A 13,193-nucleotide genomic window follows, 5' to 3' on the forward strand; every position below is an offset into this window, starting at 1 on the left:
TTCCTGCGTTTTCAACTTTTACTTTGAAATAGTCGAGTTCAGAAACATAGGAGCCTGTTTCAACCAGAGCCTCGAAATCATTCAGCACCTGAGCAGAACTCCGACCTTCAGGTAGAACCAAGGAATCACCATCAATAGATATACCCAGGTCAGCGTATGCCTTAAAAACACCGTTAGCAACAGATTTAAAGTTTGCATATCGCTCTGACTCTAAATCGACGCTATAGATCGAGATATCGGAGAAAGCGACTGGGCCTTTAACTGCACCACTATTTAGAAAAATGTCTAAGGATTCGTTTCCTTCCGTGTCTTCTGGTAAAGGAACATATTTACTATCACCCTCGCCACAACCGGAAAGAATTAAAAGGAGTGTAAACAGGGAGCTCCAAGAAAACAGTCTAAACCTTTGAGTTATCATATAAGCGGCACTTTTCCATGTCTGGCTACGTAGTTTAGTCAGTTGTAGCGATAGTCGGCTTTATTACAAAATATCCCTAATGCTACAAAATCAGAAAAAGTCTTACAAATGAAGGAATTCCGAAGCGTGAACTGAGACAACAAAAAGAAAAAGAGCGTTCAAAAAACGCTCTCAAATCGAAGAAAAATGACGAAAAGTTTAAAATCAGAATATGCGATTAAGACCATTTAGTGCCGCAACACGATATGCTTCTGCCATAGTTGGGTAGTTAAATGTGGTATTAATGAAGTAATCTAGGGTATTTGCATCACCTTCCTGATTCATAATCGCCTGACCGATGTGTACGATTTCGGCCGCCTGATCTCCAAAGCAATGGATTCCCAATATTTTTTTGGTCTCACGATGGAACAATATTTTAAGCATTCCGACCGCTTCACCGGTAATCTGAGCTCTAGCCAAGTCTTTGAAAAATGCCTGCCCTACTTCATAAGGAACTTTGGCTTCCGTAAGCTCCTTTTCATTCTTACCGACAGAGCTAATTTCTGGGATCGTATAGATACCGGTAGGTACATCATTAATAAACCTGAAGTAACTATCGTTAAGCAAAGCGGATGAAGCAGAGCGACCTTGATCGTAAGCAGCGCTAGCAAGTGCTGGCCAACCAATCACATCACCTACAGCATAGATATTCTCTACATCTGTTCGATAGTGGTCGTCAATTGAAAGCTGACCGCGTGAGTTTGCTTCAAGACCTATATTTTCTAGCCCAAGATTTTGGGTATTGCCGCTGCGACCATTACACCAAAGAAAAGCATCAGCTTTGATCTTTTTGCCCGACTCGAAAGTAACCTCTACACCGTAATCGGTACCGACAACTGTCTCGTAGGTTTCGTTGTGTCGGACAAGAACACCATTGTTTCGAAGGTGATAGCTAAGCGCATCAGAAATCTCATCATCAAGGAATGATAGTAATTTCTCGCCAGGATTAATCAGGTCGACTTTCACACCTAAACCGGAAAAAATTGATGCATACTCGGAGCCAATAACACCGGCACCATAAATAACCATAGTGCGTGGAGTATGGCTAAGCTGCAATACCGAATCACTACAATAGATACGCTCATGCGTAAAATCAACGTTGGACGGACGATAGGGACTAGACCCGCTAGCTATGATCGCCTCTTTAAAATGAACAATATCTGCGGAACCATTTCCACGTATTTCTATACGATTATCATCTAGAAAGTAGGCCGACCCGTTGTACAAGTCTATTTTATTTCGCGCATAAAAACGGGTTCTTAGCTTAACCTGTTTACTGATTACCTTTTCTGCGTTCTTCAAGACTCTCGGAAAGGAAAACCATCTTGGCTCACCGATATCACGGAACATGGTATTGGTGTTAAAGGTAATAATCTGCTTAACGGCGTGTCGAAGTGCTTTGGAAGGTATTGTTCCAACATGAGCACAGTTCCCGCCAACTACGGGTTTATCTTCGATCACAGCGACCATTTTATGGCCTTTTGCAGCGTTTAACGCTGCCCCTTCACCTGCAGGGCCTGCGCCAATTACTACAACATCATAATGATACTCAGCCATATAACCTTGATCTCCTGAACCTCTAGAAAAAACCGTATGTAATGATACTTAAGCTGTATCTACTTCATTGCATTATAAGAAATATCTTTTCCGGTAGCGTCTTTAGCAGAACTATCAACTTCTTTGTCGCATTTATCCTTGTCACCGCCACAGACGTCGCAAGCAACCTCCATACCAAGCGCACTCATTCCACCACACGAACCGGTAATCGGCTTATTGGCAAAAATAACGCCAACAGCCATAACCAACATTAACAGGGCAAGAACACCGAAAACTATGAAAAATAACTCCATAAGTTCCTCCTACTTAAGATACTGTTTAAACGAATCAGTGTGCATTGTTATGAGGCCTTCATCACCTCGATAGATAAATAACGCACTGATATTGTGCTTTGAGGCAAACTCATACCCCCTCTGCTCACCCATCACCATTAGCGCCGTCGCAAGCCCGTCAGCTAACATGCAATCTTCAGCAATCACACTAACAGATGCAAGCAGATGCTCAACTGGCCTGCCGCTGAGTGGGTCAATCGTGTGAGAATATCGTTTACCATTTTCTTCAAAATAATTTCGGTAATCTCCCGACGTAGCGAGCGCAGCATTACCAAGATGAACCCTAGTATAAACGTTTCTACCCTGTTTATCAGGTGATTCAATACCTAATACCCACAAGGAGTCACGAACACTTCTACCATGAGTCACTACCTCACCACCAATTTCTACCAGAAAGTTTGCGATGCCTTGCTCACGCAACGCGATAGCAACTTTATCTGCTGCAAAACCTTTAGCAATAGCAGAGAGGTCTAATTCTACGTCCTGGAGTTTGTACAGTTGACCGTCAACCAATTTAAAGCGTTGAACACCTACTTTTTCAAGCACAGAAGCGAGATTCTTTTCTTCAACAACTATCCCCTTGTGCTTAGAGCCACCGCCAAAGCCCCAGGCATCAATTAGCGGACCAACAGTTGGGTCGAAGCTCCCTTCGCTCAAGTTATTTAACGCAAGCGCCTCATTAAGCACTTCAATAGTTGTGGCCGACAAGGAAACACCCTCACCTATAGCAGCGCGATTAAATCTAGAGACTTCGGAGTCAGGCTTATAAGTAGACATCAAAGAGTCTATCGAAGCAAGCTCAGCCTCAATCGCAGACTGGATCGTTTTTAGCTGTGAACTATCAATCTCCGATGGGCTTACAATATTTATATTGTAAGTGGTACCCATCGTCGAACCACTTAAAGAATATTGAAGTCGATCTGGATGAGGTTGGCCGCACGCCATTAGGCCGAGCATCAAAACCAAAAAAATAGAAAATCTAAACACAATAAATAAAAACCGCTGTAAACGAAAAACGCCAGCCTTATTCAGGGCTGGCGTAACTAGAAATATAACTAGACGAGATTAACCGCCAAAGTCATCGAGTAAGATGTTCTCATCTTCAACACCTAGACTCTTAAGCATCTGAATAACAGCTGCGTTCATCATTGGAGGCCCACACATGTAGTACTCACAATCTTCTGGTGCTGGATGGTCTTTGAGGTAATTTTCATATAGAACATTATGAATAAACCCGGTGTAACCCTTCCAGTTATCTTCTTCCATCGGATCAGATAACGCAGCATGCCATACAAAGTTTTCATTTTCTTCTGCTAGCTTGTCATACTCGTCCTGATAAAACATTTCTCTCAAGCTTCGAGCACCATACCAGAATGACATCTTACGCTTAGACTCAAGTCGCTTAAGCTGATCAAAAATATGTGAACGCATCGGGGCCATACCCGCACCGCCACCAACAAATACCATTTCGTTGTCAGTATCTTTAGCAAAGAACTCACCAAATGGCCCGTAAACATCGATGGTATCGCCCTTCTTAAGATTGAATACGTAAGATGACATTATCCCTGGAGGGTGGTTCGTTCCTGGAGGAGGCGAAGCGATACGAATGTTGAACTTAACAAGCCCTTTTTCTTCAGGATAGTTTGCCATTGAGTAAGCTCGTATAACGTCTTCTTTAACAATTGACTTATACTGCCACAAGTTGAATTTATCCCAGTCTTCGCGATATTCGTCTTGAATTTCAAAGTTTTTATAATCAACTTCGTGAGGTGGACACTCAAGCTGAACATAACCACCAGCGCGAAAGTCAACGTTCTCGCCCTCTGGCAACTTAAGAACCAGTTCTTTAATGAAAGTAGCTACGTTGTCGTTTGATTCAACAGTACAAACCCACTTCTTAACGCCAAATACTTCTTCGTCAACTTCGACTTTCATGTCCTGTTTCACAGGAACCTGACAAGCGAGTCTCCAGCCTTCACCTTCTTCACGCTTGGTAAAGTAAGCTTTTTCAGTTGGAAGCATAGAGCCACCACCTTCTAAAACTTTACACTTACACTGCGCACATGTACCACCGCCACCACAAGCTGATGATAGAAATAGGCCTTCAGAAGCAAGCGTTTGAAGTAGCTTTCCTCCTGCCGGGGTTTTAATAGTGTTGTCAGGATCTTCGTTTATCAAGATAGAGACGTCACCACTACTCACTAATTGTTTTCTTGCGATCAGTATGATGGCTACAAGTGACAGTACAATCACCGTAAACATCACCACACCGAGTACTATTTCTGCATTCATATTAATACCTTATCTATCTACCCAGTGTTAATTAAAGCGAGATACCAGAGAACGACATAAAACCTAGTGACATCAAGCCTACAGTGATAAAGGTAATACCCAAGCCACGCAGACCTTCAGGCACATCACTGTACTTGAGCTTTTCTCGGATACCGGCCAATGCGACGATCGCAAGAGCCCAACCGACACCAGCACCCAAGCCATAGACCGTGCTCTCAGCAAGATTATAATCACGCTCAACCATAAATAGAGATGCACCCATGATCGCACAGTTTACTGTGATCAATGGTAGGAATACCCCAAGAGCGTTATACAGATCCGGGAAGTACTTATCCAAAACCATTTCTAGAATCTGTACCAAAGCAGCGATAACACCAATGTAAGTTAACAAACCTAAGAAACTCAGGTCTACATCAGGATAGCCCGCCCAAGCCAAGGCTCCATCTTTTAGAAGGTAGGTATAAATAAGATTATTTACAGGAACAGTGATTGCCAATACAACGACTACGGCAATACCTAGACCGGTTGCAGCTTGAATCTTCTTAGAAATCGCAAGGAAGGTACACATTCCCAAAAAGAATGCCAAAGCCATATTTTCAACAAATACAGCCTTAACAAATAGGCTTAAATAATATTCGATCATTAGAACGCCTCCTTAACAGAGTGAGACGAGATTTTGTAATCAGCAGGCTCTACCTGGTCTTTCTTCCATTGCCTTAAGCCCCAAATAAGCAAACCGATGATAAAGAAAGCACTTGGAGGAAGCAGCAACATACCATTAGGTACATACCAGCCACCATTGTTAACGGTAGGCATAAGCTCGATGCCAAACAACATGCCTGAACCAAACAATTCACGTACAAAAGCGACTAATAGCAAAATAACGGCATATCCTAAACCATTACCTATGCCATCCAGGAAACTCATGCCTGGGCCATTTTGCATTGCAAACGCTTCAGCACGCCCCATTACGATACAGTTCGTGATAATCAAGCCCACAAAAACTGAAAGCTGCTTACTAAGTTCATAGGCATAGGCCTTGAGAACCTGATCAACAACAATTACCAACGAAGCAATGATAGTCATTTGAACAATGATTCGTATGTTCGAAGGTATTTGGCTACGAATTACGGATACAAACAAGTTAGATAGGCCACATACTGCACATACAGCCAAGCCCATAACAACCGATAGCTCCATACTAGTGGTAACGGCTAACGCAGAACAAATACCTAAGATTTGAAGTGCGATAGGGTTATTGCTAAAAACTGGTTCAAAAAGAACTTTTTTTGCTGTTACATCACTCATTCTTAAGCTCCTTCACGCAAGCGATTCAGGTACTTTTGGAATCCCTGCTCGCCAGTCCAATATTGAATAAGGTTAGTCACACCCACACTAGTCAAAGTAGCACCAGATAGACCGTCTACCATGTATTCGGCATCAGCTCGACTTTTATCAACTGCGCCTTTAATCAAGCCAAGCTTTGGCTGATCGCTAGACGCGAAGTCGTAGACCTTTTTACCCGGCCAAATCGCTTTCCAGCGCGGATTATCAACCTCACCACCCAAGCCAGGAGTCTCGGCATGCTCATAGAAGCCAAGCCCAACGACTGTATTAGCATCGCCCTCCAAAGCCAAGAAACCATGCAGTGTCGACCATAAGCCATAACCGCTTACAGGAAGAATGATCGTTTCAATCTTTCCGGCATCTTCAACCAAGTAGATCTTGGCGAACTTAACTCTACGCTTGATACCTGCAACGTCGTCAGCTCGCGAAAGAGTTGTTGAAAAGGCTGGATCTTTAGCCGCTTTTCTCTGGTCGTAATCAAGGACATTTTCCTTATTTACTGCAGAAGCCTCGACATATTCACCGCTATCCAAGTCAACCAACATTGGCTTAATCGCAGAGAAGGCATTCTCAATTTCAGTCGCCGAAGCGCCCTCAACCAATAAGCCTGCGGCAGCCAAAATATTAGCTTTAAGGTTTAGCGCCTTGTTCTTCTCTTGTATTGGCTTTAACAGTACAACAGAGCCCGCTACTACAATCGAACAGACAATACAGAGCAAAAATGCAACCGTAATAGTTTTTCCTACCGTTTCTTTACTAGACACGTGCCAATCTCCTCTTGATATTCGCTTGCATTACCAAGTGGTCAATATATGGTGCGAACAGGTTAGCGAACAATATTGCCAACATCATGCCTTCAGGGAATGCAGGGTTAACAACACGTATTAAAACAACCATTACACCGATGAGCGCACCAAATACAAACTTACCTTGGTTAGTCATTGATGCGGATACTGGGTCTGTTGCCATAAAAAACATCCCGAACGCAAAACCACCAATAACAAGATGCCAATAAAAAGGCATTGCAAACATAGGGTTAGTGTCAGAGCCGATCATATTGAAGATAAGTGACATTGCTGTCATACCACCAAATACACCAACAACGATACGCCAGGAAGCAATTTTGGTTGCAAGCAATGCAAAACCGCCAATCATAATCGCTAGCGTCGAAGTTTCACCAATTGAGCCCTGAATAAAGCCTAAGAACGCGTCGACCCATGAAACTGATTGGTTAAGACCTTCAATTCCGCTGGCTGCAACAATGCTTAGAGGCGTCGCGCCACTAAAGCCGTCGACAGCAGTCCAAACTGCGTCGCCCGAAATCTCGGCAGGGTATGCAAAGAACAAAAACGCACGACCAGTTAAGGCTGGGTTCAAGAAGTTCTTGCCTGTACCGCCAAAAATTTCCTTACCAACAACAACACCAAAGGAAATACCTAGAGCAACCTGCCACAAGGGGATATCAGCTGGAACGATTAAGGTAAATAGTATTGAAGTAACAAAAAAGCCTTCGTTAACTTCATGCTTACGCACGGTGGCAAACAACACTTCCCAAAAACCACCCACTACAAACACTGTCAGGTAGATAGGTATATAGTATGCTGCGCCATATACGAAGTTATGAAGAATATTTGACGCATCATGGCCAATGAAAAACATGCTATGCCAATCGGTTGGTATAGTACCCAGCCCAGCCGCTATAGCAGTATTTGCCTGGAAACCGACGTTCCAAATACCAAAAAACATAGCAGGGAATGCGCACAACCAAACCGTAATCATAATACGCTTAAGGTCGATACCATCTCTAACATGAGATGTGGTTTTGGTTACACTTGATGGCGAATAAAAAATGGTGTCAGCAGCTTCGTAAAGCGCATACCACTTCTCGTACTTGCCCCCTTTCTCGAAATGGGGCTCCATTTTATCTAAAACTGTTCTAAGTCCCATGATCAACCCTCAATTTCGATTCGAGTCAGATTCTCTCGTAGAATCGGACCGTACTCATACTTACCAGGACAAACATATGTGCAAAGCGCCAAATCTTCTTCATCTAGCTCTAAACAACCTAGAAGTTGTGCTTGCTCTGTATCACCTACAATCAGAGATCGTAGTAACTGAGTTGGCAAGATATCTAAAGGCATCACTTTTTCGTAAGCACCAACAGGAACCATTGCTCGATCACTACCATTTGTTGTGGTCGTAAAGTTGAACAATTTGGCAGGGTTAAGCTTAGAAAGGTAAATATTCATCACAGAGAACTTGTTGGCACCAGGAGATAACCAACCAATAAACTCACGCTCTTTTTGTTCATCAAGAACACTAACTTGCGAAGCATAGCGCCCTAAATAATCAACTGTAGCTCTTGCGGTCCGGCCACCAAAAACCGAACCTGAAATGGCTCTGGCAGAGGTTGAACTAAGTTCATTGCTCAGCAGCTCAGATATATTGGCACCCAATTGAGTTTTAACCAAGCGCGGTTTCTTAACAGAAGGGCCAGCAATAGAAACAATCCGCTCTACATACAGTTCGCCAGTCGTGAAAAGCTTAGCGATCGCGATGACGTCCTGATAAGAAATAGTCCATACACTCTTACTATCGCTTACAGGATCAAGGTAATGGATGTGTGTTCCGGCATTACCAGCAGGGTGCGGGCCAGAAAACTCTTGCTTTTCTACGCGCGCGATGGGTGGTAGTTCGATGTTAGAACCAGCTTTAGTACAAACAAAAACCTTACCTTCAGTAAGTTTTTCAATAATACTTAAACCTTGACTAAAAGCCTCACCTTCGCCCGACAACACTACTTCAGGATCAGCAGCTAATGGGTTAGTATCAATTGCGGTAACAAATATTGAATTTGGCTGAGCAGTCAACTCAGGCACTTTACTATAAGGCCTAGTTCGAAATGCTGTCCAGACGCCAGATTCAACCAGATTCGATACGACTTGTTCACGAGTAAGACTTCCAAGATCTGAAGCGGAGTATTTTGCAAACTCTACTTTTTCATCACCAGATTTCTCGATTACAATCGACTGGAATACGCGCTTTTCGCCACGATTTACTTCAATAACCGTCCCGCTAGCTGGTGCAGTAAATTTCACACCTTCGGTTTTCTTATCTTCAAAAAGAAGTTGTCCCTTAGCTACCTTGTCACCAACCTGAACAGACATGGTTGGCTTCATACCAACATAGTCAAATCCAACTATAGCAACCTTGCTAATGGAATTTCCTTGGGTGATGCTTTGTTCGGGAGAACCGGATATTGGAAGATCGAGGCCTTTTTTAATATTGACCATTAATCCTGCCTTCTCATCAGAATTTGTGAATTTTCCGCCACGTTAGAATTTGTTCTGTTGAGTGCCATACAGTTAAAGCATTACCACTCGATTGCGGCGAACCTAAAATCGTGGACAATTATAGTGAGCCATTTAACATATTGCTACACTACACACCAAAATTTACTTATATTCTACCCATTTAAAGTGCCAACCTGCTTAAAAAATCAACCCTAGCGTTTTAGCGTACAAATATAGGAGCACTAGATACTACCAACTAGGTAGACAAGATAAGTAAAGTAGTAAAAGTCAGCTTATACAAGAAAGAAAATAAAGGCGCCAACTGAACAGTTAGCGCCTGAAGGAAATATTAGACTCTAGCTCTTAGGGAAGACGGGATATTCTATGCCAGCCATTTGGTTGGCAATACGCACAACCTGCGCACTATAACCAAACTCGTTATCGTACCAAACATAAAGAACCAAACGCTTACCGCTTACGATAGTTGCATTCGAATCTACAATACCAGCACGACGTGAACCAACAAAGTCAGTTGAAACAACTTCATCTGAAGTCAGATAATCAATCTGCTTAGCCAAATCAGAATGCAGGGAAATATTACGCAAATAAGCATTCACATCTTCAACAGATGTAGCTTTTTCGATATTCAGATTTAGAATAGCCATTGAGACATTCGGAGTTGGAACACGAATCGCATTACCCGTCAAACGACCTTCCATCTTTGGAAGTGCCTTTGAAACAGCTTTTGCGGCACCTGTTTCAGTAATAACCATATTCAACGGAGCGCTACGACCACGACGACTACCTTTGTGATAGTTATCAATCAAGTTCTGGTCATTTGTGTAAGAATGGACAGTCTCTACGTGGCCATCAATGACACCAAATTCATCATCAATCGCCTTAAGAACAGGCGTAATAGCATTAGTTGTACAAGATGCTGCAGACAAAATCTGATCATCGTTTGCGATATCACCGTTATTGATGCCATAAACGATATTCTTAATGTCACCCTTACCTGGCGCAGTTAGAAGCACCTTAGCAACGCCTTTAGACTCAAGATGTCTACCTAGACCAGCTTCATCTCTCCAGATACCGGTATTATCAATAACGATTGCATTATTGATTCCGTATTGCGTGTAGTCGACCTGATCCGGACCGCCAGAATAAATTACCTGGATAGCATTTCCGTTAGCGATCAATAGATTGTTTTCAGAATCGACCGTGATTGTACCTTCGAATGGGCCATGCACCGAGTCTCGACGAAGCAAGCTGGCGCGTTTCTCTAGATCGTTTTTAGCACCGCCATCGCGAACGACAATTGCACGTAAACGCAGATTATTTCCACCGCCCGCTTTCTCAATCAAAATACGCGCAAGTAAGCGACCGATTCGACCAAAACCGTACAACACGACATCTTTGGTATTTTCAGAAGCTGCTTTGCTAGCCTCTTCACTGTAGCCACCAACAACGTCGGATAACTCTGCTTTGACAAACTCTTCTAAACTAACATCATTGGTTTGTTCAGCAAAGCGAACGGCGAGCTTACCAACGTCAACACGAGCATGACCAAGCTCAAGCTCATCCATCACCTTTAATACCGCATAAGTATCGTGGACAGATAATTCTTTCTCTTCCACCTGGCGAACGAAACGATGTGACTTAAGAATTCCGATTACTGACTGGTTAATAACAGCACGACCATAGATGGACGTAACAATATTATTACGACGGTACAAACGACCAATTAATGGAATCATCGCCTCTGCAGTCGCTTCACGACTCTTCCAATCTGAAAAACAGTTATCAATCACTTCATTGCTCACGCTTAACACCTCTATTTGTTTATGCGTCAAATCAGGGCCGCTATTATCCAGATATATAGTTCAGCGTGCAACGCTTTGTGGTTAAATTAAGGCATACACGTCTTAATCCGGGTCAATTAGCAACAAAATACATTAAATATGCCGCACATATTTCCGTTATAAGTTAAAACAGCTAAAATCAATGAATAACAATCATAAGCCTATCAAGAGTAAAAAACGTGGCCGATACAAATGCGCTTGTCGTAGATGACTCATCTACTTCAAGAATGCTACTAACAAAAATTCTTAGAAAAATGGATATCCAATGCGAGCAAGCCTCATCGGGCGAGGAAGCACTATCTCAACTTAGATGGTTTCACCCGGACTTTATTTTTCTAGATCACTTAATGCCTGGTATGGATGGCTTTGACACTCTGAAAGCCATTAAGTCAAACCCAGACACACAAAACATTCCCGTCATTATGTACACCTCACAGCATGCTCATAAATATTATGAAGAAGCTCACGCCCTGGGCGCTGCAGGCGTTATATCCAAGCAAATTGATCGCGATAAGTTATATTTAATGATCAGTCGAATCTGCTTGAAGCCCAAAGATGACGATAAAGACGTCCCTACTGTCTACCAGGAAGTACAAAAAAACCTTGAAACCTCAATTGCCGACATGTCGAACAGCAAAATTTTAGCGCGAGTATCGACATTAGAAACCGCATATGAAGAGCTTCACGAGGAAAATAGAAACCTAAAACTAGAACTCGCGCAATCTAAAGCTGATAGCGAGGAGCTTCGATTAAAGTCACAAAACTTTACTCCTTCTCAGATAGTCATCACACTATTTCTCGCACTAGCCTTGTTTGGCACAACGTTTACTTGGTTTACAACGCAGCGCATTGAATCAAACTTTGCCAGCACTCAGACTCGCCTTAACTTGATGGATGGATTGGTCGAGGAAATAATTGATTACCTTGAAAACAACTCGCCTTCTAATCAGTAGATATGGATATTGACGTACGTGGAAACTAAGACATCAAAGCAAAAACAGCCCGACCTCGATAAAATTTATCCACGACTTAAATTTTTGATCATTGACGATTTTGAAAGCTTCCGTTCATCGTTGCGCCTCATGCTATCGTCTTTTGGCGCTGTACATGTCGACATTGCCTATTCTGCCGAAGATGCCTTAGAAAAATGCCGCTTTAACTTCTATGACATAGTATTATGTGATTTCAACCTTGGTGCAGGCAAGAACGGCCAACAGGTTCTTGAAGCACTTCGCGTAAACAAGCGCCTCAAACACATCCATTTATTTGTTATGGTTACTGCAGAAACAGCTAAAGATGTTGTTCTCGGCGCACGCGAGTACCAACCCGACGCCTACATTGCAAAACCAATTACGCGCACAGTATTAGAGAAGCGCCTTGGTCAACTGGTAATGCAACAACGAACACTAAAGCCTATAAATAAGGAACTTGATCTAGAGAACTACCCCAAGGCTATCAGCCAGTGCTTGGCACTAATCAATGATAAGTCACGATACTCTTCTTGGTGCCACCAAACATTGGGCCAACTTTACCTACAAATTGGCGACACACAAAGCGCAATCAGGCTGTATGAGTCAATTATCGCAAAGCGCGAAATACCGTGGGCATCGCTAGGGCTGGCGCAAGCTCAATTAGCAAATCAAGACTACTCACCTGCCCTGGAGAACTTTAAGGCGGCACTTAAACTTAACCCCTACATGGTTGAAGCATATGACGGTCTCGCAGCTTGCTACGAGAAACTGAATCAACCACAGAAAGCACAAGAATCACTTGAGTCAGCAGTTGAAATGTCGCCCAGAGTAATTCTACGTCATGAGAAACTAGGCAAGCTATGTCAAAAGAATCAAGACATTGAAAGCGCAACAGAGGCATACAGGAAAGCTATTCGATATGGCGAACACTCAATACATGAAAAAGCTGACAACTACCTAAACCTTGGCCGCTGCTTATCCGAAAGGTCATCGGGAGACCTTAGTGATTCTGGCAAAACACATGCGGACGAAGCGATACAAGTTCTAAACGAATTAACACATAAATTTTCGACTGACGAACA

The 13,193-nt window shown here is 42.9% G+C and carries 13 protein-coding genes; 2 read left to right on the forward strand and 11 right to left on the reverse strand.

Features of this window, described 5'->3' with window-relative positions; translation table 11 throughout:
• From A3735_RS22875 to A3735_RS22925, 11 genes are all read right to left on the reverse strand, one after another.
• The coding region (locus tag A3735_RS22875) for a hypothetical protein (protein ID WP_156499846.1) at positions 1-418 on the reverse strand (418 nt) is incomplete at its 3' end.
• Positions 419-622: 204 nt separating this feature from the next.
• Positions 623-2,014 (reverse strand): Si-specific NAD(P)(+) transhydrogenase, encoded by a 1,392-nt coding sequence (gene sthA, locus A3735_RS22880; protein ID WP_068506486.1) that lies wholly within the window; start codon positions 2,012-2,014, stop codon positions 623-625.
• Positions 2,015-2,073: 59 nt separating this feature from the next.
• Entirely contained in the window at positions 2,074-2,307 is a 234-nt protein-coding gene (gene nqrM / locus A3735_RS22885; RefSeq protein ID WP_068634427.1) for a (Na+)-NQR maturation NqrM, read from the reverse strand.
• A gap of 9 nt (positions 2,308-2,316) precedes the next feature.
• Entirely contained in the window at positions 2,317-3,234 is a 918-nt protein-coding gene (locus A3735_RS22890) for an FAD:protein FMN transferase (protein ID WP_197476281.1), read from the reverse strand.
• 177 nt (positions 3,235-3,411) lie between these two features.
• Positions 3,412-4,638, reverse strand: a complete 1,227-nt coding sequence (nqrF, locus tag A3735_RS22895; RefSeq protein ID WP_068506479.1) for an NADH:ubiquinone reductase (Na(+)-transporting) subunit F — start codon at positions 4,636-4,638, stop codon at positions 3,412-3,414.
• Positions 4,639-4,669: 31 nt separating this feature from the next.
• Complete coding sequence (nqrE, locus tag A3735_RS22900) at positions 4,670-5,281, reverse strand: NADH:ubiquinone reductase (Na(+)-transporting) subunit E (protein ID WP_197470144.1); 612 nt, start codon at positions 5,279-5,281, stop codon at positions 4,670-4,672.
• Positions 5,281-5,946 (reverse strand): NADH:ubiquinone reductase (Na(+)-transporting) subunit D, encoded by a 666-nt coding sequence (locus tag A3735_RS22905; protein WP_068506475.1) that lies wholly within the window; start codon positions 5,944-5,946, stop codon positions 5,281-5,283. Before A3735_RS22905 ends, nqrE begins: the two co-directional genes overlap by 1 nt.
• A 2-nt stretch (positions 5,947-5,948) precedes the next feature.
• A complete protein-coding gene (locus A3735_RS22910) occupies positions 5,949-6,749 on the reverse strand; it encodes a Na(+)-translocating NADH-quinone reductase subunit C (RefSeq protein ID WP_068506472.1) in 801 nt (266 codons plus the stop codon).
• Entirely contained in the window at positions 6,742-7,932 is a 1,191-nt protein-coding gene (locus A3735_RS22915) for an NADH:ubiquinone reductase (Na(+)-transporting) subunit B (protein WP_068506469.1), read from the reverse strand. The genes A3735_RS22910 and A3735_RS22915 overlap by 8 nt, the downstream gene beginning before the upstream one ends.
• A 2-nt stretch (positions 7,933-7,934) precedes the next feature.
• Positions 7,935-9,278 (reverse strand): Na(+)-translocating NADH-quinone reductase subunit A, encoded by a 1,344-nt coding sequence (locus tag A3735_RS22920; RefSeq protein WP_068506466.1) that lies wholly within the window; start codon positions 9,276-9,278, stop codon positions 7,935-7,937.
• Between the two features lie 356 nt (positions 9,279-9,634).
• The gene (locus A3735_RS22925; protein ID WP_068506464.1) at positions 9,635-11,101 is read right to left on the reverse strand and encodes a glyceraldehyde-3-phosphate dehydrogenase; all 1,467 of its coding nucleotides are present in this window, start codon (positions 11,099-11,101) and stop codon (positions 9,635-9,637) included.
• A 218-nt stretch (positions 11,102-11,319) separates the two neighbouring features.
• Between A3735_RS22925 and A3735_RS22930 the strand changes: the two genes are divergently transcribed.
• Complete coding sequence (locus A3735_RS22930) at positions 11,320-12,093, forward strand: PleD family two-component system response regulator (RefSeq protein WP_068638721.1); 774 nt, start codon at positions 11,320-11,322, stop codon at positions 12,091-12,093.
• An 18-nt stretch (positions 12,094-12,111) separates the two neighbouring features.
• Positions 12,112-13,193, forward strand: a 1,082-nt coding sequence (locus A3735_RS22935; RefSeq protein ID WP_156499847.1) for a response regulator, incomplete at its 3' end; no start/stop codon positions are given.

This window comes from Oleiphilus sp. HI0061 (assembly GCF_001635675.1).